Raw genomic sequence first — 24,244 nt, 5'->3', positions numbered from 1 at the left:
GCGCGCTAAACTGACGGTGGCGCTGATAGCTCGCCGCTGGTAGTGGCAACGCGGCAGTTAAGGACGTCAGCGAGGTCAATGCTATCTGGCTATTGCCCGCCTGGGCTAACCCTGCTATGTGGGTTGCGCTGACAGAGGTGGCAGCAGTGGCTGTCACTGGGCAGCGGGACAGGTCGCGATTGATTATGCTTTCCATGCATTTCTCCGGACATTAAGTTGGCGGTATCAGGTTTACCAGCTGCGTACGTAAATCGGCGCTGGCCTGCCATATAAAGTTTTTTATCCCGCTACGCAGCCACTGGCCGTATTGTCGGATCAGCGCAGCTGAGGGTGGTGCCGCTTCCCGGGCCAGTAACGCGGTGGCGGCGGCTTCCGTCATACAGAAACCTGAACGCGGAATGGCCTGAAAATAGTTATCGCCACCGGAGATGACCTGAAAGGATTTTCCATCCGGCATCAGGGCAAAACTGACATTGCCGCCCGCCGGTAACCAGCAATGGTAATGATTTCTGCCATTATTCTGAATAACCGCCAGCGGGCGGGTTGATTGCAATGCTACCGTCGGTTCTGTGATCTCGCCGCTGGTCGAATCAATAACCCGGATAATAATATTATCCCGGTCAGTGATAACCAGGCAGGCGTTCTTCTGGCGGAATAAAGTACTTTGCGCCATCAGGCGTGGCATAATTTCAAATGCCGGTGCGGTCCAGCTTTCCGCACGATCGATATTATCAATCAGCCATACCAGGGGCGGATATTCATCCAGCGGCAGCATATCCGCCGGTTCTGGTTTAACCCTGAGTGGCCGGTGGATGCCGACATAATAATACTGGCCATAATCGGTTAATAACTCCTCTCCTGCGGCAATATGCCGATTGGCAATAAACGCAATAATATTTTTTCCTGCTTTTACCGCAGTGATATTATTCTTTGCCGAAGGAAGAACCCTGCCATCCGTACCGATCTCCGCAGTATTTATATAGGCCATATAGCCGTTACGCAGCTGGCCGCCGATGGCGGCATTTACCTGCAGTGACTTTTTTCTCTGTTGGCCTTGTTTGCGCCGGGCGCGCAGGGCCTGTAACTGGAAAGAATACATCGGAAAATTACTGTCGGCCTGTCTGGCGGCATCAGTGAACTCCTGCTTATTGTGGTATACCACCCCGGCATACAGCCCGACCATGGTGCCTTTCTCCAGCGCAATTTTCGCCACCAGGCCGGTACCTAATTGCGGGTACTGAAAATCAACCTGCAGGAAAAAATAGCCCTCCTGCTGAATTAACTGCTGTAAGGTGCCATTTTGCGCCGCGCATACGTGCTGGCGCAGCTGCTGCGTCGCCTTTTTGCGCTGCGCCGGCGTCAGCTTCAGGTCTGATGGCAATGGATGAAAACTGAGGGTGCCGGCATGGACCCCGGCCAGCAATTCGCGCAGCGGACCCTGTTCATATCCCAGCGCTATGTGCTCATCTTCTCTGGCAATCAGCACCGGCAGACGCTGAAATGCCCGTATCTCTGGCGGATACCATGGCCTGACGTCGTGATCGGCATCCGCTTCCTGTTTAACTGTCACCTCTGCCGGCGGCTGTTTCTGTGTCGCCGCATCTTTGCTAAAAAATATTTTATGGGTCATGGTGGTATAATTGACATCGTAGTACACCGCCAGACTCGCCAGGGTGATATGGAGTTTTTTTATCTGCGCTTCATTTCGCCGGTAAAATTCGGCCACGCTGTTTGCTGCAACCACCCCGTGCCGATCGGTTTCCAGCGTGTGTCCGGCAAGCCAGATTTCAGCCGCGACAGTCAGTTTCAGATCGCCGGATTTAATCATCAGTTCACTGATGTTTCTTGACAGGTACTCAGGTCGAAAGCCATACCAGAGCGCCAGACCGCTTTTACTGATACTCAGCCGTTGTATCTCTGTTTTGTGCTCCAGGTAGTACTCGGCGACCTCCCTGGCGGTTACCTGAGTATCCGGAGTTTTCTTCAGCGAGGTGCGCTTCAGCCATGTTTGCGCCTGTGCGTTTAGCTTTAAATCATGGCGGGCATACGCGGTATTGATTTTGTTGATCTTAGCGTTTAATGCACAAGGTGTTTGCTGATGATAAATTGCCAGGTCATCGCGGGTTATGTGGTTTTTTTTTAGCTCGGTTTTATTATCAAGATAGAATTTTGCAATGCTCTCCAGCGGGATTTTACCGTCCTTATCCGCCGGAATAGTGTATTTCTGCAGTTTTTCAATGATCTCATCGGTTATCTCCCGGGTCCCTCCCTCGCGGCTCTCTTTGATATAACGAATGCGCGTCGACAGTGAACCCGGTGTGATATCATAGAGATCGGCCAGCGCGCTCAGGGTGATTTTAAATTGTTTAATTTTGCGGTAATTATCGAGATAGAATGACGCCAGCATGCTGATTTTTACTTTGCCATTTTTAATCTTCTCCAGCTGATGCTTGCTCAGCCATTTCTCGGCCGCCACTGACAGTTTGCGGGCGATGCTCTTCTGCCCGGGCTTTAATTCATTTATTCGCTTGTTTAATGTCGTGGTTTTTATCTGGTTCGCTGCTGCCAGGTGGGCATAAGTAATATTATAATCGGCAAGTTCTGCTGCCTTATCATAATAAAATTTTGCCACATCCCTGACGGTGACCTTGTCGGCTTTGCTGGCGCTAACCGGATTTTTTTCCAGCCAGTTTTGTGCCTGTACACTGAGTTTCTCCAGCGGTAGCGGGGTTCTTTTAAGGCTGCCAATGATGGTGGACAGAGTAAGCCTTTTCAGATGGTAGTGATCGGCGAGCAGATTACGCGTAATACCCAGTTTGCCGAGCTGTTCTTCGTTGGCGATAAACAGTTGCGCCACCTTCAGCGCCTGTATTTTCCCGCGTGCGGTCTTGGCTACCGCATGTTGTGTCAGCCATTTCTGCGCCTGCGCACTCAGGCCACCCGCGCAGGTCTCCGGCCCGGCTGACTTTTTCTTTTTTGCTTCACTCGCTTCACTCTCCTTTGTGGCGCACGGCGATATGGCGGCATGGATTTTTTGCGCGATTTGCTGGCTGAGCGGGATTTTATGGTTTTGCAGCGATAAATTATCCCTTGCCAGCTGATGCAGTTTTCGCTCTGTCGCCGGATTGCCGCTAGCGGACCGCCGCTGACAGAGACTTTCGCTGACTGGCAAAACGGCGGTGAAAGCCGGCGGTAATGCGGGCTCAGGTTGTGGTCGCAAAGGTAATCCAATGTCCCGGTGAATGGTTGTTCGCTCTGGCGCTGAGCGCGCGCCTTGCGCGGTCAATGGCGGGAGGGAGCGAACCACCGGTTGTTCTGCCGCCGGAGGAATGTTGATAGCGGGTAAGCGGCTGTTAGTAATCCGGGTTAGCTGTGGCAGGGTTTTGCTGTGGGAAGAGTATCTCCTGAGGTTATCGCAACTTGTTATCGCGGATGAGACAATATTATTTGTTCTTTCCATGGATTTCTCCTTGCGGCAATCTTAATCAGTATTTCCATTATGATAACAACGCTCAGCGAGCCGGCTCACCTGCGGGTATCTGCCGGTTCAGTGGTGTCAGTACTGTCGGTATTAATCGCTGTCACTATCACTGCCCATCGGTTCCTGTTTGATACTCACCGGTTGGTGTTTTTTAACGCAATATTTAGCCCCGTAATCGGTTAACAGCACGCTGCCTTTTTTGATCTCGCAGGTCGTGATAAAGGCGACAATATGATGTCCGGCTTTGACCGGAGTGACATTATTGGCCGCTGAATGTAGTACTTTGCCACTGGCCGCTACGCTGGCAGTATTGATATGGGGAGAAAGCCCGGTGCGTAAATGACCGCCAATCGCTGATTTCACTTTAGCCGGGCGTTTATTTTTTCCGTCAGCCTTTTTTCGTGGGCGTGTACTGTGGTATTCAAAGGCATATAGGGGGAAACTACAGTCAGCCTCTGCGGCGGCTTTCTCATATTGCTCATTAGTGGTATAGACAAAACCTGGATAGGGTTCCAGTATAAATCCTGGCGGCATATCTTTCGTGGCGATCACTCCCCAGCCTAATTCCGGCTGTTCTTCATCCCGGTATAACGCATAGTTTCCCTCCTGTTTAATTAGCTGATTCAGCGTGCCATTCTGGGCTGCCTGTACCAGCATTTGCAGACGCTGCCGGGCTTCGCCGCGGTAAGCATGCAGTGCGGCAGGAAATTCAGTAAAGTTAAGCGTGTCGATATTTACCGTCGCCAGCTTTTCCAGTAGCGGCCCCTGCTTATAACCCAGAGCAATCAGTTCATCTTCGGGTTGCATATGCAGCGGAAATTCTTTCTGAAATAACAGCGATAACGGATACCACGGGCCGACACCCTCATCGGCATCCGGATCCGGTTTGGCGGCCGTTGTCACCTGCTGCGCCAGCGTCGGTTCCGCTGGTGGTTGCCGGGTGTATATCCGGTAAGTCAGGGCGCCATAAGTAACCTTAAAGTGCGCCGCCAGCATGGTGAGAGTAATGTTAAAATGCTTTATCTGCTGATAATGCTGCCGGTAAAATTCGGCAACGCTTTTCGCCAGCACCCGTCCGTTTTTGCTCTGCTTCAGCCGCTGCCCGCTAAGCCAGATACGGGCTGCTGCGCCGGGTTTTAAGCTCAGGCTTTCTATTTTACTGATGTGGTAATTTAGCTGGTTGACGCGCAGGGAAAAGTAGATATTCAAAGCTTCGCGGGTGATTTTTTGCTTTTTGAGTTCCTCACGGTTATTAATATAGAATGCTGCCACTTCTGTAGCCGGAGTATTACCTTCGCTATCCTGCGGCAGTGAAGTTTTATCCAGAAAGTTAACCACTTCATCGGTTAATTCCCGCCTGGTGGAAGTCGGGATGCTGGCTTTTCTTATTTCATGTATGCGCGACCATAGTGCTTTAGGTGAAGTATCATACTTCTCTGCCAGCGCCGGTATGGTTATTTTTAACTCTTTCATCGTGCGGGTGTTGTTCAGGAAAAATCTTGCCAGATCGGCATTTTTAACTTCTCCGTTCTCATCCCGATCTGGCGGGGTATATTCCAGCCAGGTTAGTGCAGCCTCTGATAATTTACGACATCTCCCTGCAGAATGTGCATTTAATGCATAAATGCCTTTCTTCAGAGAGTTATGGTCTATCTGGTATGATTTCGCCAGATGAGCAGAGGTGATATTGAGCTGAGCCATTTCTTCCGACATAAGAAGATATTGCCTGGCAATCTCTTTTATGGTCAGCGTTTGCTCTTCATCAGGGATCATGCGGTTATTTTCAAGCCACTTCTCTGCTTGTGGCGTCAGAGCGGGTAATGGCAGACTGTTTTTCTTTTCCAGGGCTACCATGGTGGAAATGGTAGTGATGGGAATATGGTAGATCCCGGCAAGATGGCTACGTGTGATGCCATAGTGGCGCATCTGATCTTCATGTTGGATAAACAGCCTGGCGACATCCAGTGCCTGGGCTTTCCCCAACGCGTTTTTCGATAGCGGCAATTTCTCCAGCCATTGCAACGCTTCCGGGCTTAATATGCGCTGAGATTTGGCGCCACGTTTTTTTTGGTTTTTTATCCGTTGCTGCGCATAAGCCAGTAGCGGGCCGCCACGGGATGTTGATACTGACGGCACTGCTGCTGGCTGGTTGTCGGTGGCGGCAGCGGCAGCTATCGCTGGCAAGGGAATGCTCGCCGCGGCGGTTAGCATGGTTGCCGGCCTCGCTGGCATTGCAAAAGAGGGCGGCTGACCGCTGCTGACAGCGGCATGGCATCTTTTCCCTGGCGGCAGCAACGGACTATTATTGGCCAGAGGTTTCGCTAACTGGCTCTGCGCCTGGCTGCAGGCTGGCGTCGCAGAGGGTAACAGCAGACGGGTCAGTGTCGGGAATAATTCACTATTTCTTACCGCGGTAGTGGGTAAGCCGGCCTTTCCTGATGCATCACCGATGACGTTAGGTGCGTAGTGCACTAAAGCAGGGTGGTTTATTTTTTCCATTCGTTTCCCCGGTATTCGTCCCGCTGTTTTTTACGCGGGCTGCCATATTTTCCGCCGCCTGCATCATATTGCGAACGCACTATTTGTTTCAGCAATAGATAGCATCGGCGTATTAACTGAGAGCGGCAGAGCGTATAAAGGCAGGTTTTACGCCACTCCCCTCACAGGTTTTATGCGCCGATTTATCTGGTCTCGCTTATCGGGGCGGCCAGCTCTGCCAGGGCCTCAGGTGACGCCTGCAGGATAAACTTTTTAATTTTCCGGCGTAGCGCCTGCCCGTGCTTAGCGATAGTTTGTTCTGACAGAGGGGGTCTTCCCCGCTCCAGCAGCGCGGTGGCTGCCGCCTCGGTCATACAGAAACCTGAGCGGGCGATCGGCTGCAGGCGGTTTTCGCCGCCGGGCGTTACCTGGAAATCCGCCGCCACCTGGCTGAAGCTGACATTGCTACCTTTTTTTACTGACAACCAGCAGTTGTAATGATGATCGTCATCATGCTGCATGACCGCCAGCGGGCGGCGTGACTGCAGCGCCTCTGCCGGGGAGACCGGCTGCCCGCTCAGGGAGTCAGTGACCTGAATAATCGTTCCTTGCCGGTCAGTAATCACCAGGAGGGCTTTTTTATTGCGGAATAACGGATTTTGCGCCATCAGTCGCGGCAGCGCTGCAATGGCGCTGTCCACCCAGGCATAGGGGTTATCAATATTGCTGGCCAGCCAGATCAGCTGCTGCTGGCCGGTCATCGCGGGATCTTTTTTTATCAGCACCGGCTTATGCTGCTGCATAAGATAGTGCGGGCCATAATACAGGCGCAGTTTCTGCCCTTTTTTTACCGGCTGGTTGGTTATCAGGGCAATAATATTATGTTCAGCCTTAACGACAATAAGGTTATTGTCTTTCGAGGCCAGTGCTTTCCCTGTTTTCGACGATTTTGCCGTATTGATAAATACCGCCGGTCCGGTTTTATATCTGCCATCAATCCCGGTGGTAACAACGCGTTTACTGTGAATGGCTTTATCGTCTTCGTCGGTCAGCGGGCGGGAGTGGATTTCAAAGGCATAATCCGGGAAGCTGCTGTCGGCAGCAAAGGCAGCCTGATGGTAAGCTGCTTCATTCTCATACAGAATGCCGGAATAGATGGCCAGCACAAACCATTGCGGCAGATCTTTCAGCGCTATCTGTTCCCAGCCCAGCTGTGGGTTTTCTTCATCACGGAACAGGGTAAAATAGCCCTCCTGCTGCATCAGCGAGTAGAGGGTGCCGTTCTGTGCCGCCTGCACCAGCAGCCGACAGCGCTGTTCTGCAGCATTCAGCCGGGCAGCGTTACGCTTCAGCCGCAGTGGCGCCGGAGGGTCAATAAAACTGACCGTATTGATATCCACGCTGGCCAGCTTTTCGCGCAACGGACCCTGCTGATGGCCCAGCAGGATCAGTTCATCTTCTGGCGGGATCTGTACCGGCACATCCGCATAGCCGGCACTGCGCTGCCGCAATCCCTCATTCCACACCGTTACGTCATCAGCGGCGTTACTATCAGGCTCCTGCTTAATGGCGATATCTGCTGAGACGGCGGTTGTCGCTTCTCCTGCCGCCCTGATTAATGCCAGCTTTCTGCTAAAAGTAACTACATTAAAGCCAAAATATCTGGCTATCTGTAACTCGCTAATTTGCAGCTGATTGATCTGCTGTGAGTTCTCTGCACAGAACGTTGCCACCGACGCCGCGCTGATATGCCGCTTTTGTTTCTGCTTTAGCTGCTGCTTTAGTCCCTCGAGGAACATTATCGCCTGCGGTGTCAGCATCATTGTCGCTAACCTGTGCTGCTCCTGGAATAGCGTTTTCTGGCTCCATACCCGTTCGGGAGACAGGCCAAACAGGCCGGACAGGGACCCGATGCTGATACCCAGTGATTTTAACTGATCCTTATGCGCCAGCCAGTACCTGGCAGCAGCATCAATGGTCCCCTGTCCGCCTTTTCGCTGGCTTAACGGGTGTTGCGCCAGCCATGTCTGCGCCTCTGCTGTCAGCTGCTGCGGGGCGTTATGGCTGGTGCTGCTCATTTTTAAACAGCCCATGCGGGTGATAAGAATCGGCCAGCTGATTTTGTAGTGTAAGGCGAGGTTTTTAATGCTGAAGTTTTCGATATGGCTATTAAGTTCTTTTTTCCGCGCCAGGTAAAAAACCGCCAGTTCATCTGGCGCCACTTTGCCGGATGGATTCTTTACTGGCCCATGCTTCTTCAACCATGCAATACCTTCGGCGGTCAGTTTCGACTCTTCCAGCTGGCGTATCCAGCTGTATAGCAAGCGGGTTGATATGCCATAGTGCGCAGCCAGACTGGGGACAATATATTTCTTACCTTTAAAGCTCTTATTGGCGTGATACAGCTCTGCAACATCTTTGGCTTCAGCGTTATCCTTCTCCGGACCATGCTGCTGCAGCCATTTAATTTCTTCCGTGGTCAGTTGCCGGCTTTCACACTGCGGTATCCAGTTATAGATTGAGGTACTGGCTACCTTGTAGTGCCCGGCAAGTACCGGAACACTGATCTTTTTATCCTTTGTGCGCTTCATGGCAATATAGAGTTTTGCAATTTCTTTGGCTGTCAGGCTCTGTTTTTGTGGCTGGTACTCTTCAAGGCATTTACTCTCTTCCGCGGTCAGCTTTGCCTGCGGCTTTTCCGCGCAGATATCCAGTTTTTTTATCTCAGTGGTCAGATCCTTAATCCTGACTCCGTGGTACAGCGCCATATCTTCACGGCTGATACGGTTTTTTTCTAAGACTTCCTGCTGTTCAAACCAGCGTTTTGCCACCACCGCTACCGCTACGGGTTCATTTTCCTGCCGCTGCCAGTTCAACTGGTCCAGAATCTTTTTGCTATTATCCGGAAGCATTCGGTGGATATTATCTTTTCTCTGACTTAATCGGTTGATATATCTGGAAAGCGGTCCGTAATTCACATCGAGATAGGTGGCCAGATCTTTTACCGTGATTTTTCTTTTTGTTAGCTGTTGTCGCCAGCTGAAATAGAAAGCGGCGATTTCCACTGAAGGTACTTTGCCGTATATTCCCGGTTGCCACGGGAACTGATCAAGCCAGCCTCTTTTTTCTGCCGCCAGCGTATTGCTGTAATGCGGCAATATGTTTTTCTGCGCGCGGATGAGCGTTTTCAGATTATGCAGCTGTATGCCATGTAATGCCGCCAGATGGGCGTCGGTGAGCTTAAGGCTGGTCAGTTCCGCCTGGTGAGCAACATAGAGTTTTGCCACCGCTTTGGCATGAGATTTTACCTGCGGGATGGTTTCTGCCGGATGTTTCGCCAGCCACTGCTGCTGGTTGGCATCGAGTTGTGCTATCAGGAGCCTCTGTTTCTTCAGTTCAGTGATGGAAGTGTTCAGCGATTCAGCTTTAACCTGATGAAACGCAGCCAGCTGCCACAGGGTAATGCCCAGGCGATCAATTTCGGTTTTATGATCGACAAATATTTTCGCCACGCTCTGCACCATCACTTTGCCAAATGGACTGACCTGCGCCGGATATTTTTCGAGCCATTCCTGTGCTGTTGCCGACAAATGTTGCCGGTTTTTTGCGCTGATTTGCCGTGGTTTTTTGGCTTTGCTGGGGATGTCGTCTTCAGCGCTTTCGCTCTCTTCAGCTACCGCTAAAAGCTGCATATCTGACGGACCCGGCGACGGTTCGGTTGTGTCACTCACGGCAGGGATCAGGTCGCGGAGATTCTGAGCCGCCGCGGCTGAGGTTGATAGCCGGGTATGGGCGCCGTGTGGCAATATGATCGCCGCGTTTTTGGCCTGGGCGCGGGCAAAAGCATGCAGCGCTCCGCCAGTGGTGGTTTTGATCCGCACGGCAGTTGCTGACGCTGAGCTGGCTGGCGGCAGATAATGAAAGCCGGCATCCACCGGCGGTGGAAGTCTTACCCGCAGAGGTAACGCCAGCGCAGCGGGCTGTTGTAACAGCGTTGCCGGATGATATCCCTCTTTCCCGCTCGCCGGGGCTGTTGCCAGTGGGTTTTTATAATTCTGTAACCAGGCAGCAAATTCACCGGGGGATTTGCTGCCTGGTTGCGCGGAATCCGCCGGTACCGCGGTTACCGTCAGCGGCAGCGTTAATATGCTATTACTGATATTGTGCGGGATGGCTAATGCTTTGTTTGCCACGTGGCGAGACGGGGCATTATTCCGCTGCAGTGCGGAGCTATTATCGACTTTTGGCATGCCGCTCTCCATGGGCTATTTCTGCTTATTCAGCGACAGATAGAATTAACAGGATGCCAGCAACGGGCAGTGTGATAAATATAAGTGAAGAGCGATAGTTAATCTTATCGCTTCTTTCCTGGCACACTGCTGCCGGGATTTATTGTCCAACCTTTTTTTCCAGCCGGCTACGGATATTGACGTCCGCCTGTTCGATAAACGCTTTAATTTCTGCGCGCAGCGCCTGCCCATTTTTATGCATCGCCTGCGCGGTACGGCCTCTGACTCCCCTGGACCGTAAAGCACTGGCGGCAGCCTCTGTCATACAGAAACCAGAGGGGGAAATCGCCTGCAAGCGGTTGCCGCAGCCTGCCGCGACCTGATAACTGCTGCCATCAGCCATCAGTGAAAAACTGACGTTGCGGAACGGCGCCCACCAGTAATTGTAATGATTGCAGCCGTCATTCTGTATCACTGCCAGCGTCCGGCGTGAATTCAGCGCCTCTTCCGGCTCTATAATATCGCCGGTGGCGGAGTCAATGACCCGAATAATAACCCCGCTGGCATCAGTGATAACCAGACAGGCATTTTTTTTGCGAAACATCGCGCTTTGCGCCATCAGTTCGGGCATCATCTCAAAAACCGGATCGCTCCAGGCATCCGGCAGGTCAATATTTTCCATCAGCCAGTTCAGCTGTGGATAGTGATCCAGCGGCACCGTTACTTCCGGATCGGTTTTAATTATCACCGGATTATGCCGGACGACGTAATAGTACTTACTATAATCAAGGCACAACTCTTCATTTGCTTCTACCGCGCGCCCGGTCATAATGACCAGAATATTATGTTCGGCCTTTACTGCCAGCAGATTATTCTTTTCCGACGCCAGTACTCTCCCGGTCTGTGATATTTCCCCGGTGTTGGCAAATATCATATCCCCTAATCGTACATGGCCACCAATCCCCGAGGTCACCATCTGGGGTCTTCTCCTGTGAGTACCGGCTTTTTTTCTGCTGCGTCTGGCACTGGTCTCAAAGAAATACTGCGATAGCGTGATGTCGCCCTTTTGGACCGCCTGCTGGTATTGCGTCCGGTTGGCATAGGAAACGCCGCGGTAAAAATCCAGCACCAGTCCTGGCGGCAATTTTTTTTTCGCAATCAGTCCGGTTCCTAATTCAGGATGTTGTTCATCCACGATTAAAGCATAGTGATTATCGGCTTTAAGCCGTGCATCTAAGGTTCCGTCCTGCGCCGCGGTGACCAGCTGACGAAGGCGGCGGGTGGCAGAGGCGACAATCGCCCGGTTGCGCTGCAGTGAGGGTGGGAACTGAATAAAATTAAGGGTGCCGGCATCGATAGTCGACAGTAATTCGCGCATCGGTCCCTGCTCAAGCTCCTGCGCAATTGCGGTATCTTCCGGTGGTATCAGCACCGGCCGGTTTCTGTTTTTAAAGCGCAGCGACGGGTCATTGACCATCCGGACTTCAATAGCAGTATCCGGTTCCTGTTTAATGACGGCTTCTGAGCCGGTTGCGGCGGTGGCTTCCTGCTCCGGCGGCGGTGAGGTTACCGTCGGTAGTTGTTTGATTTTTTTGCGTGTTTTTGATATCGCCTGGCTTAGTGAGGTGGGGGGGATATCAAAGCGTTGAGCGATGTGCACTACGCTGATGCGGTGTTGCTGGATCTGCTGTTGCTGCTCCAGACAATGGCGGGCAATGGTGACAATATTTACCTTGCCGCTTAACTGAAGCCGCATATTGCTAAGCCACTGCTGCGCCTCTGACGTCAATGACTGCTGCGATACTTTGAGGATTTTTTTTTCTTCGGCCAGTACCCGTATCAGCGTTTCAAAATTAAGGCCGAAACGTTTGGCGATCTGATAGTCGCTGATCCCCAGTTGCTTTAGCTGCTCCTGATGCTTTATGCACAACCGTGCCACAGCCGCGGGGCTGGCGTGCTCTTCATCATCATCATCATACTCTTCTTCCTGCTCCTCATTTTCGCTCTCCTCCAGCTTCAGGTTATCAAGCCATTTTTGCGCTGCCGGTGTCAGTTGCTCTGTCGCTAATCTCTGTTCCGCCTTACGTCGGGCGATCAGCGCCGACAGGCTTGAGGGGTGTACGCCGGTACGGGTAGCAAAGCTCCAGACACTGATCCCCAGTGACTTTAACTCAGCTTCATGCGCCAGCCAGAGATCGGCCGCGGCAGGATTGCTGATTTGCGGGTTTGCGTCTGCGGGTAAATGCCGGGTAAACCATTGAACGGCTTTCTCCGTCAGTACCGGGGTCTTACTGTTGCTTTTACTTCTTAATATATCGATACGGCTAATCAGCGCGGAGTAGGTGACTTTGTAGTGCAAAGCCAGGTTCATCAGGCTGAAGTTTTTCAGGGCGCTTTTCAGTTCCTTTTGATTCGCCAGATAAAACGCCGCAATATCCTCCGGCACTGCTTTTTCGGATGGCCCGTTGACGTTAAGCCAGTTAATTTCCTCTCCTGTCAGTTTTGGCCCTTCCAGCTGATATATCCATTTATATACTGAGCCGCTGGGGATACCATAGTGTGCGGCAAGGCTCAGTACCGGAATTTTCTGTTGTTTTAACTCTTCACTGGCAATAAAGAAATCAGCAATATCCCTGGCCTGGATATGGTCTCCCTGCGGCCCATATTTCTCCAGCCACTCTTTTTGTACTTCACTGAGCTTTGGGTTGGTGCCCTGTGCCATCTTCTGTCGTTTGCGTATATTATAAAGCAGGTCTTTAAACGGAATATGGTGGTAGTTGGCCAGATCTTCTTTGGCAATATTATTTTTTCTTAACGCCTGCTGCTGGTCAAACCAGAACTGGCCAATATAATCCAGCACCGCGTTGCCGTCCTGGTCTCTTCTCCAGCGCTGCATATCCAGCCATTGTCTGGCTTTATCGGTTAATATCCGCTTCTTCGCTGCGGTTTGTTGCCTGAGCCTGCTGACCTCCTTTGCCAGCATGTCGACTTTTACGTCGTGGAATAACGCCAGATCCTTGAGAATGACTCCCTGTTCTTTCATCTCCTGCTGCCGGGAAAGAAAGAAAGTGGCGATTTCGCTTATGGCGACGTTGCCGTCAGCGTCCTGTTGCCAGTCAATGTCAGCCAGCCAGCTTCTGTTCTCCTCTGTCAGGGTATGAACCAGACCTGCCTGCTGATTCCGCACATCGCGTATCCGCTTCTGCAGGCTGTCCGGTGGGGTTCCGTAGAATTCCGCCAGCTGTGCTGAACTTATCCCGGTGCTCACCAGCTCCGCTTCCCGCGCACAGTAAAATTTTGCCACCGCTTTGCCTGTCGCCTTCCCGGGAGGGCTGGCTTTCATCAGGTTGGCATTCAGCCAGTTACGCTGTCTGGCGGTGAGTTCCGGTATCGGCTGGGTGGTTCGTTTGATTTTATATACCGTTGCCTCCAGAGATTCAGCGGCGATGTCGTTAAACAGCGCCATCTGTTTTTGTGTGATATTTAGCCGCTTAATGACTTTTTCATTATCGATATAAATTTGCGCCGCGTCCTTAACGACCACCCTGCCAAAAGCATTTTTGGGCGCCCGATGGTTTTCAAGCCACTGCCGGGCTTTGACGGTCAGCGTCTTCAGCCCGGCCGGTTCTGTGGCTGCTTCCGCTGCCGGCGGCTGTTTGCGGTTTTTTTTCGCCTGGCTGGCGGCGTTATTTCCCGTCTGCTGGTGATGCCGCTTAGCCATCAGTACGCAGGTCGTTTTATATTTTTCATCCAGCTGACTGATATCCAGCGTCAGCGATTCTGTTAGCAGCAACATGGCATGGGCATGAGCAATTGCATCGGATAGCTGTTTTACCGTCACCGGATTTTCCGTGCAGGCTTCTGTTGGTGGGATGTTTTTATCGACCAGCGAGAAGAACAGGCTGGAAAGCTGCTGTTGTACCTGCGGTGAGGTATTTTCCAGTAAGGTATCTGCAGGTAACGCGTCGGAAAGGGTTTGCAGACCGCTAATGCGTTTGGGGCTTTTGCGTGGTGTGGACGCTATTTCTGCTAACGCAGTACTTAATTGCTGGTTAGTTCGCGCTGTATTCGATGCGTCGTCGGCTGCGGCGGCAGAGGAAAGCAGGGCAGGAGAGGTATCTTCTGCCATAAGCTGGATTATTTTTAATTTACTACTGTTTTGCACCGGGTGTTTTTTGGCATAACAGTGCAGCGGTCGGTTTTCTCCTGGCCAGATAGCAGCATTGGCAATATTAAGCGGCGCCGGGGGGCAGTGGTCCGGTTTGCGGGCTGTTGCTGAGCAATCCGCGGGTGGAGCCGTATAGTTTGGCCGGCAGGTGATGTCGCGGCGAGGGAGGTTTTCCGCTGAGTATGCGAATGCGGCGGCGCATAATAACTGTGGCGGGGAAGCGTTTTTTTGCGCGATGAACTGGCTTATTTCTGGCAGGGGGCGATGTAATAAGCTGCTCTGGTGCAATACCTGTGAGCTATTGCTGGCGCTTGTCACCGCTTTCAGGGGGACATCGCTATTGCGGCGGCGGACAAGACGATTTGCATCTTCTGACCGGGATATAGAATTATTACTGTTGTTATTATTTACACCATCCATGTCTTTCTCCTTTCTATCACTTTTCATGATTTTTTCATCAGGAGATTGTCATATTATTTTATTGCCAGATAACATAATCCGCTCATTCTGAGACCGATGGACTGATAGCAGACAGGGAAGGTGAGAGCGGTGATTAAGATCAGCGCTTTTTATCAGGGGGCGGAGGGGGGCCGGGCAGCTGAACCGCTTTTTAAATCGCTACCGTTATATCCATCTTTTCAGCACGTCATAACTGAGTTGATAAAAATTAGCCAGTTGCTGCGCGGTAATACCAGGCATGGACCGCCGATGCTTGCTTCGATAGTAGAAGCCGGCGACATTCCGGCTTGTGCCGTTATGCGGCATAAAGTTTTCCCTGGGCCATTGAGCCTGGGCTGAGTTCCGGCGTTGGCGGCGCTACCCCGCCGGGTAAGCCGGGTTAATAGATAGCATTTATCAGATCTTTATATTCAAAACCGTAAAACAGGGCTATGTATTCTATCCTGATACCGAGTTCGTAAAAGCTTTTTTCAGGCTGTTTATATAGCGAGGCGACGCTCATTCATTCAGGATGACCATCAGGGGATTTATCTGGCGGAAGTTGCTCAAGCCATTTCAGTCCCTCTGATGAGAGATTGTCTTGTAGCGATTTTTTAGATAACTCTCAAGCGGGTCGCATGGGCGGAAATAAAGCCACCGGCAGTGCCGGTGGCCTGAAACATTATACCAGTGACTTCAGCCGGTAGATCCACTCCAGCGCCTGACGCGGTGACAATGAGTCCGGGTCCAGCGCTTCCAGCGCTTCAACCGCTGGTGAGCTCTCGGCCACCAGCAATGGCAGCTGGGCGCCATCGGTGCTGGAGGCGGCCGCGCTACCTGACAGCGCTTCCAGCTCTTTCAGCTTCTGTCGTGCGCGTTTAATCACATCCTTCGGCACGCCGGCCAGTAAGGCTACCGCCAGACCATAACTCTTGCTGGCGGCCCCTTCCTGCACGCTGTGCATAAAGGCGATGGTGTCGCCATGCTCAATCGCGTCCAGATGGACATTAACCACCCCTTCCATTTTCTCCGGCAGGGTGGTCAGTTCGAAATAGTGGGTGGCAAACAGCGTCATCGCCTTAATGCGGTTCGCCAGACTTTCCGCGCAGGCCCAGGCCAGCGACAGGCCATCATAGGTGGAGGTGCCGCGACCAATTTCGTCCATCAGCACCAGACTGTATTCCGTGGCATTATGCAGAATATTAGCGGTTTCGGTCATCTCCACCATAAAGGTAGAACGGCCGGAGGCAAGGTCGTCCGCTGCTCCGACGCGGGTGAAAATACGGTCGATGGGGCCGATAATCGCCTGTTCCGCCGGAACAAAGCTGCCGATACTGGCCATCAGCGCGATAAGTGCCGTCTGACGCATATAGGTACTTTTACCGCCCATATTCGGGCCGGTGATGATCAGCATGCGGCGCTGAGGCGACAGGCTCAGCGGGTTGGCAATAAACGGCTCTTTCAGCACCTGCTCTACCACCGGATGACGTCCGCCGGTTAACTTAATGCCGATTTTATCGCTCAGCTGTGGACGGGTATAATTCAGCGTCCAGGCGCGTTCCGCCAGGTTGGACAATACATCCAGCTCCGCCAGCGCGGCGGCACTGAGCTGCAAGGCTTCCAGATGGGGCAGCAACAGGTCAAATAGCTGTTCATATAACCCTTTTTCCAGCGCCAGCGCTTTCCCTTTCGACGTCAGCACTTTATCTTCGTACTCTTTCAGTTCCGGGATGATATAGCGTTCCGCATTTTTCAGCGTCTGCCGGCGCACATAGTTAATCGGCACCAGATGACTCTGCCCGCGGCTGACCTGAATATAGTAGCCATGCACCGCATTAAAACCGACTTTAAGGGTATCCAGACCCAGTTTTTCGCGCTCGCGAATTTCCAGACGATCAAGATAATCGGTGGCGCCATCGGCCAGCGCCCGCCACTCATCCAGTTCGGCATTATAACCGGGGGCAATGACGCCGCCGTCGCGCACCAGCACCGGCGGTGAGTCGATAATGGCGCGCTCCAGCAGATCACGCAGCTCATCAAACTGCCCCATCTGCTCGCGCAGCGTCTGCAGGTGCTGTACTTTGCCCGGCTGCAGCTGCGCACGTAACTCAGGCAACTGCTGGAAAGCGTGACGCATGCGCGCCAGATCGCGCGGCCGTGCGGTACGCAGGGCGAGTCGCGCCAGAATCCGCTCTAAATCACCCACCTGGCGCAGTGCCGGTTGCAGTTCCGCCGCGGCCTCCTGAAGCGCTTCAATACTTTCCTGGCGATGATTGATCATCACCGCATCACGTAGCGGCATATGGAGCCAGCGTTTCAGCATGCGGCTGCCCATTGGCGTCACGGTGCGGTCCAGTACCGAAGCGAGGGTATTTTCACTGCCGCCGGCGAGGTTTTGCGTGATCTCCAGATTGCGCCGCGTCGCGGCATCCATAATGATGCCGTCCTGCTGGCGCTCCATGGTCAGAGAACGAATATGTGGCAGGGAGGTGCGCTGCGTGTCTTTAACATACTGCAGCAGACAACCTGCGGCACGCAGCGCCATATGCGCCTGCTCCACACCAAAGCCGCTCAGGTCGCGGGTACCAAACTGCATATTTAACTGCTGGCGTGCGGTATCGGGTTCAAATTCCCATAACGGGCGCCGCCGCAGGCCGCGACGATGGTCGATCAGCTCCATCGCGGCAAGATCTTCCGGGTAGAGCAGTTCGGCAGGGTTGGTGCGTTGCAACTCCGCCGCCATGGTCTCTTTATCCGTCGGTTCCGCAAGGCGAAAACGGCCCGAGCTGATATCGAGGGTGGCGTAGCCAAAACCGCGCGGGCCTTGCCAGATGGCCGCCAGCAGATTGTCCTGCCGCTCCTGCAACAGTGCTTCATCACTGATGGTGCCGGGGGTTACAATGCGCACCACTTTACGTTCAACCGGACCTTTACTCAGCGCCGGGTCGCCGATCTGTTCACAGATAGCCACCGATTCCCCCAGCTGCACCAGTTTGGCCAGATAGTTTTCTACCGCATGGTAGGGGACGCCGGCCATCGGGATGGGTTCACCGGCGGAAGCGCCTCGTTTAGTGAGCGAAATTTCCAGCAGCTGCGAGGCGCGTTTGGCATCGTCATAAAACAGCTCGTAGAAGTCGCCCATCCGATAAAACAGCAGAATATCGGGATGCTCTGCTTTCAGACGAAAGTACTGCTGCATCATTGGGGTGTGGGCATCAAGTTTTTCTGTACCAGTCATAGGGTTACCAGCTTCAGTCCGTTGAAAGTAAAGTTAGTTGTGATTTTGTTGTCATCATTAGGCATCACAGAGTCTCGTTAAAAATCAGTCAATCTGGCGCTGGCTGCGTTCAGGTTGCAGCCGGGCTGACATATTACCTAATGCCAGCAGGCTATCGGTGCTTTTGCACCGGCTATACTAGCCCAGCGGGCAATCGGCTGTCACAGCTAAAAACGGAAATCATACCGTAAAAATCAGATGTAACCGGAAGTGGGGTTGCGGAGGGATAAAGCTAATATGGACCGGCAACATCGCTGCGCATCAGGTTGGGGTATGGCTGATAGGTAGCTTAGTTCTGACTGGTAAGTTAAATCATCGACGGCTAATACAGCGCCCCGGATGCGAGGCGCTATGATCATCAGAAGTCGTAACGCAGACGCACCAGGGTCATATCACCCAGGTTGTCGGTGCTGGAGGTCAGCACATGTTCCACATCGGCGCGGAAGCCGTAGTCGAACTGGAAGGTAACACCGACACCGTTATCAATACGCTGATAATCACGGCCAGTGGCGTATTCCAGACGGTCGCCCATAAAGTAAGGCATCACAGATTTCAGCGCATACTGGCCAACCGGGACAGTATAGCCAGCCAAATACTCAATGCCCCAGGCATCACCGGCAAAGTAGTTGTTAACATCAACTTGTTTGGTGGTCAGGAAGTTGCTGTACCAGCCGCCGCCAAAGCTCAGCGTCCAGTTGTCTGGTTTCCAGCTCAGCGCGGTACCAATAATGTTCTGGTCGTACTCTTTGCTGCTGTTATCTGAAGGATCACGCATTTCCGCCTGGGTGTAGTTCCACGCGGTACCCCAGCTGAGATCTTTGGTCAGATGATAATCAACACCCAGCGAGCCGCCGCCTTCACGTTTGTAGCGCAGACCGTTGCCCGGCAGATATTCATCATCGCTGAACAGATAGGAGACGTAGACGTCAGCGTCGCCAAAGCTATTTTTGTACTTCAGCATATTGCGTGAACGGTAAGAACCGTCGTAGTCGCCATTAATACCGTTACCTGGTGCCTGCGCCACCATGTCGTAATCCCAGATATCGGTTTTCGCGCCTACCACATCATAATAGGTACTGTTTTGCTTACCATAGGTCAACTGGCCCCAGGTTTTACTTTTCAGGCCGGTATATAACATACGGCGGCTGGTATCATTGGCGCCATCGGCGTAATGCTGATCCCAGTCAAACAATGCCGGAATATTAACACCCAGTTCATAATAATTTATCCAGCTGATATCATCGAATAGATAATAATCACTGGCAAAGCGGAAACGGGTGCCGCCATCAAAACCATTACGTTTATATGAACCATTATCACCGCCGCCTGTCATATTATTGAACTGAGGACGGATGCTGCCACCAACGGTAAAGTTGAGGCGGCTCAGCGGGTCTCCCGCCTGTGGATCCTGTTTTAACAGGGTTATCTCAGCATGTGTTGCAAACGAGGTGCTGCCTACCACCAGGGCTAAACCAATCACCTGGCTTAAAACGCGTAATTTTATTGCCATTATTATACCTGCTTAACTTTGCCACAATTAATAACGCACCGGCGTTAATCTTTTTTATTTAGCGGAAAATATTCCGCCCTCTCGCTTATACTCCTGTGAAAGGAAAAGTAATTAGCAAAATGCGCTTACGCACATTATGCTAAAAATAGCACTTTTAGAGTTTGGGTTATTTAAAATATAAAATTAGGGAAGGTAAAATATGCGGAATAAAATATGAGCAATAATTTAACTTATATCATTGTCCCGGCAGTATCGTTGCGTGAGCCCAGCTCTCAGGCATAAGCGGGATTTGGCTGCGCGGATAGCGTCACCCGCTTATCACAAACTCGTTTTACCTTTACGCCACAGGTTGTGCCGCAATAGCCAGGGATGCGCCACCGCAATAAAAATGCCGCTGACGATCAATCCGGCCCCCCACAGTTTGCCCTCATCAAGTTTCTCACCCAATATCGCGACGCCCATCAGCATCGCCAGCGCCGGACTGAGCAGCGACCAGGGGAGGATCTGATTAACCGGATACTTTTTTAACAACCAGTACCAGAGCGAGTAGGCCAGCAGTGAGGAGCCAAAGGCACTGTAGAGCACGCCAAGCCAGCCGCGCCAGCCAGCCGACAGCAGTGAATGCAGTTGATGATGTTCGGTGAGCAGCGAACTGAGCAATACCCATGGAATAGCAAATAGTGACAGCCAGCCAGTCATCGCCAGTGGCGCGATCGGCGGTGAGCGCTTAATCAGAATATTGGTGCAGGCCCATCCGCTGGCGCTGACCAGCAGCAGAGCCGGACCGTGCCAGGAGAGCAGAGAGGGGCTGCCGGACAATACCATCACCCCGGCCACCGCCGCGCCGACGCCAATAATCTGCCGCATTGCGAGCTTCTCTCTCAGCCAGACGGCTGCCAGCACCATCGCCATTGGTGTTCCCATTTGTACCAGCACCGCCGCGCTACCGGCATCGGTATACTGCATGCCGAACAGTAGCAGGGCAAAGTGCACAAAACCAAAGGTGAAGGCCAGCAGGCATAGCAACGGCATCTGCTGGCGCGGTAGGGGATGAAATGGCACCAGCACTGCCGCCACAATGATAAAGCGTAACAACAACATCAACAGCGGCGGCAGTTCCATCAGGCCAAATTTCATCGCAATAACGTTGAATGCCCAGCCTGAAACTATTACCAGTAGGATCAGCACATCCTGAAAGGTGAGTTTTTTCAACGTCCGGCCATAACCGGTGTGCGCCGGTGATAGTCGCTTTCCTGCTGGAAACGGCTGGCGATAGCCATCAGTTGCTGCTCGCGGCCATCCGCGCCAATCAGTTGCATACCAATCGGCAACCCCGCATGATCAAACCCGGCGGGAAGACTCAGGGCAGGCAGCGCGGCAAGACTGGCCAGCGCGTTAAAACGCATATTGCCGGTGAGTACGCTGTCATCCTGATCGCCGATACGGACCTGGGTCTGACCTTTCAGTGGCGCGGTAAACGGCAGCGTTGGCGTCAGGATCACGTCGACCTGGCGGAACATTTGCAACATCTGCTGCCGCAGACCGGTGCGATAGCGCTGCGCCTGTAAATACTCCACTGCGCTGATCCCCAGCCCGGCTTGCAGCAACAGACGAACATCCTCACCATATTCATCGGCGCGATCCGCCAGCCACGCCGCGTGCAGTGCGGCGGGTTCGGCCAGATTGATTAACACCAGGGCGTTAACTGCCTGTTCCAGCCCGGTAAACGACAGGGTTTCACACTGCGCCCCGGCGGCACGGAACCACGCCACTAACTCATGATAAGCGCGCGCGACATCCGGTTGCACCGCTTCGCTATATTCACCCAACAACCCGAGCCGCAGGCCGCGCAGATCGGGCAGCGTGGTTGCCAGCGGGTCGCCAGTTAGCGCGCTGAACATCAGCGCACAGTCTTGCGCATAACTGGCAATTGGCCCGACGGTATCGAGGCTGGAAGCCAGCGGGAAAATGCCATCGGTGGCAATACGTCCCACGCCAGGCCGTAGCCCGGTGACGCCGTTCATCGATGCCGGCAGACGAATAGAGCCGCCGGTATCGGTACCGAGGGCGCCAAGCGCACTGCGTACTGCCGCCGCCACGCCGGAACCGCCGCTGGAGCCTGCCGGAATGCGCTGCGCATCCCAGGCGTTTCCGCTGGCGCCATAGTGCGGATTGTTGGTGGTACCGCCCCAGGCGAACTCATGCATATTGGTGCTGCCAATAATAATCGCTCCCGCCTGCTTCAGCCGCCGCACTACGCTGGCATCCTGCTCTGCCAGCGACCCGGCGAGGATCTGGCTACCGGCGTGCATCTCTTCCCCGGCCAGGGCGATATTGGCTTTGATGGCAATCGGCATTCCCTGCAGCGGCCCCAGATCGTAACCCTGTTCCAACATCAACTGGCTGGCCAGCGCCACCTGGCGTGCCTGATCAATATAGAGTGTGTTAAAGGCATTGAGATCGCGCGTGGCGACTTCGCGCGCCAGGCAGGCTTCCAGCAGTTCCGGAAAACTGAACTGCCGGGCGCGCACCCGGCGTCCGGCTTCGGCCATGGAATATTGCAGAATATCTGCCATCAGCACCCCTCCGTATCTGGCGTCACCGGTGGATGCAATGGCGAGACCCAGGCATTGGCCGACAGCAGCGTCGGCGGAAAATGGCGCGCGGCAAAGGCGGTGACCCCGGCCGCCCGTTGTGCACAATCGGCCAGCAACGGTAGCAATAAGGCGGCATCCGCCGGGCAGTAATGGTTAATCAGCGCCAGTCGGGCAGCAATTTCGTCAGTCATCGCCGTACTCCTTACTTAGTGCCCATTGCGTCAACGGCCTGTTTCGCTTTGCTGGCCAGTTCGCTATTGACGTTATTTTCATAAGAGGTGGCGGCCGAAGGATAAGCTTTGATGTTTTTGGCATACAGCGAGATATTCATGTTGTTATCCCAGGCTTGCTTCGACACCAGTACGTTTTCCGGATAGCCTTTGGCATCGATTTCACGCTGTACCGCTTTCTTCACCAGCTCCACCGGCAGGTTCGGGAAGTATTTGTGCGCAATTTCCACCGCCGAATCCGGATGACTGTAAATAAAACGTGATGCCTGTTCAAAAGCGGTAACCACGCCCTGAGCCGCCTGCGGGTTTTTATCAATATACTGTTGAGTGGTGGTCAGGCTGGAGAAGGCGAACGGATACCACGACTGGGCGGCAGAGAAGGAGTAAACCGCATGCAGGCCATTCTGCTGCTCGGCCATGCTCACCTGTGGCTCCACGGCCAGTGCATAGTCGGCGCGGCCTGCCGCCACCGCCGGGATCTCATTGCCAATCGCCACATGCACCAGTTTGACCTCTTTCAGGTTCTGCTGCTTGATCAGGTAACTCATAAACGCCCAGGTCGTATCGGGCTGTGGGCTGGTGACGACGCGTTTACCGGCGAGATGGGCCAGATTATCCTGCAGCGGCGTGTCGTCTTTGCCGAAGATAAACACGGTTGGCGCATTCTGTATCCCCGCCACCACCACGCCATTACCGCCATTCTCGCGTGATTTCGGCACAAACACCGGATCCTGAATCGAGAAGTCGGCTGAGCCGCCAATCACCGCGGCCCAGGATTGCGCGCCGCCCCCGCCGGTACTGATTTTTACTGCCACGCCCTGCTGCTTAAAGAAGCCCTGCTCCTGCGCCACATACAGCGGCAGGTACAGCAGTGACTGGAAAGCCTGGTTGATGCGAACCGGTGTGTCGGCGGCCAGTACCGACTGCGCGCAGAGCGCAGCCAGCAACGGAACAGCAGTGTACATACCGCGTAAACGAAAAGTTTTCATGTTTATTTCCTGTCCCAGGAGAGAAGAAGGCGTTCAATAAACGCCACCAGAGCGTTGAAACACAGCATCATCAGCATCACCAGCACGATGCCAGCCAGCACGATGTTCATACCAAAATTGGAACTGCCGAGCAGGATCATGTGCCCGACGCCGCTGTCTGAGGAGATGTACTCCCCGACAATGGCGCCCACCAGCGCAAAGCCGACGTTAAGACGCATCCCGGACAGCACCCAGAGCATGGCCGAAGGCACCACCAGCTTGAGAAAAATGGTGCCGCGTCCGGCATTGAAAGAGCGCAGCAGGTTGATCAGGTCCGGGTCGGTACGTAACGCACCTTTATAGGAGGTGGTTAGCGACACCACCACGCAGGAAAATGCGACGATGACCACTTTGGAAAGCATTTCCGTGCCAAACCAGATAATGGTGATGGGGGCGACGGCGAGCACCGGGATGGCGCCAATCGCGGCGATAAATGGCGCGACCAGATCGGAAATAAAGCGTGAATACCACAGCAGCAGGCCGAGTACCGATCCGCCAATGGCGCCGACAGCAAAGCCAATCAGCGTTTCCAGGGTGGTGACGCGAATATCTGTCAGCATCTCCCCGGACTGGAATCGTGTTTGTAATACCTCCCAGACCTGTGACGGGCTGGAGAATAAAAAGGCATTGATCTTGCCGCCGCGTACTCCCAGTTCCCAGCCGGCCAGCAGAGCAACGACGATAGCGATCTGCAGGATAATCAGGGTGTATTGTCGCGCGCTCTGGGAGCGGAAAAAAGCTTCACGCGGCCGGCGTCCGGCTGCGCCGGGCACGCTCTGGCGTGATGAAACGCTGTTCATCTCCATGA

The 24,244-nt window shown here is 53.4% G+C and carries 11 protein-coding genes; all 11 read right to left on the bottom strand.

What is annotated here, in order from left to right; genetic code table 11:
- Nucleotides 1-211: 211 nt before the first annotated feature.
- The 11 genes from JWF83_RS23515 to JWF83_RS23465 all read right to left on the bottom strand — a co-directional run bounded on the left by JWF83_RS23515 (nucleotide 212) and on the right by JWF83_RS23465 (nucleotide 24,236).
- Nucleotides 212-3,460 carry an SET domain-containing protein-lysine N-methyltransferase gene (locus JWF83_RS23515; protein ID WP_413652923.1) on the bottom strand — a complete coding sequence of 1,083 codons (3,249 nt, stop codon included), beginning with the start codon at nucleotides 3,458-3,460 and terminating at the stop codon, nucleotides 212-214.
- Nucleotides 3,461-3,571: 111 nt separating this feature from the next.
- Complete coding sequence (locus tag JWF83_RS23510) at nucleotides 3,572-5,980, bottom strand: SET domain-containing protein (RefSeq protein ID WP_413652922.1); 2,409 nt, start codon at nucleotides 5,978-5,980, stop codon at nucleotides 3,572-3,574.
- A gap of 182 nt (nucleotides 5,981-6,162) precedes the next feature.
- Entirely contained in the window at nucleotides 6,163-10,209 is a 4,047-nt protein-coding gene (locus JWF83_RS23505) for a hypothetical protein (RefSeq protein ID WP_413652921.1), read from the bottom strand.
- Nucleotides 10,210-10,348: 139 nt separating this feature from the next.
- Nucleotides 10,349-14,317 carry a hypothetical protein gene (locus JWF83_RS23500; RefSeq protein WP_413652920.1) on the bottom strand — a complete coding sequence of 1,323 codons (3,969 nt, stop codon included), beginning with the start codon at nucleotides 14,315-14,317 and terminating at the stop codon, nucleotides 10,349-10,351.
- Between the two features lie 1,159 nt (nucleotides 14,318-15,476).
- On the bottom strand, nucleotides 15,477-18,032 hold the full coding sequence (mutS, locus tag JWF83_RS23495; protein WP_413652919.1) for a DNA mismatch repair protein MutS: 2,556 nt from the start codon (nucleotides 18,030-18,032) through the stop codon (nucleotides 15,477-15,479).
- 397 nt (nucleotides 18,033-18,429) lie between these two features.
- A complete protein-coding gene (locus JWF83_RS23490; RefSeq protein ID WP_413652918.1) occupies nucleotides 18,430-19,581 on the bottom strand; it encodes a porin in 1,152 nt (383 codons plus the stop codon).
- 318 nt (nucleotides 19,582-19,899) lie between these two features.
- Entirely contained in the window at nucleotides 19,900-20,793 is an 894-nt protein-coding gene (locus tag JWF83_RS23485; protein WP_413652917.1) for a DMT family transporter, read from the bottom strand.
- Nucleotides 20,790-22,157, bottom strand: a complete 1,368-nt coding sequence (locus tag JWF83_RS23480; RefSeq protein WP_413652916.1) for an amidase — start codon at nucleotides 22,155-22,157, stop codon at nucleotides 20,790-20,792. The genes JWF83_RS23485 and JWF83_RS23480 overlap by 4 nt, the downstream gene beginning before the upstream one ends.
- Entirely contained in the window at nucleotides 22,157-22,369 is a 213-nt protein-coding gene (locus tag JWF83_RS23475; RefSeq protein ID WP_413652915.1) for a hypothetical protein, read from the bottom strand. Before JWF83_RS23475 ends, JWF83_RS23480 begins: the two co-directional genes overlap by 1 nt.
- A gap of 11 nt (nucleotides 22,370-22,380) precedes the next feature.
- Nucleotides 22,381-23,397 carry an ABC transporter substrate-binding protein gene (locus JWF83_RS23470; protein ID WP_413652914.1) on the bottom strand — a complete coding sequence of 339 codons (1,017 nt, stop codon included), beginning with the start codon at nucleotides 23,395-23,397 and terminating at the stop codon, nucleotides 22,381-22,383.
- Between the two features lie 2 nt (nucleotides 23,398-23,399).
- A complete protein-coding gene (locus tag JWF83_RS23465) occupies nucleotides 23,400-24,236 on the bottom strand; it encodes an ABC transporter permease (protein ID WP_413652913.1) in 837 nt (278 codons plus the stop codon).
- Between the last annotated feature and the right edge of the window lie 8 nt (nucleotides 24,237-24,244).

The sequence above is a fragment of the Pantoea sp. B65 genome (genome assembly GCF_047308185.1).
GTDB lineage: Bacteria > Pseudomonadota > Gammaproteobacteria > Enterobacterales > Enterobacteriaceae > Erwinia.
This window is presented reverse-complemented; position numbering and strand designations above follow the sequence as displayed.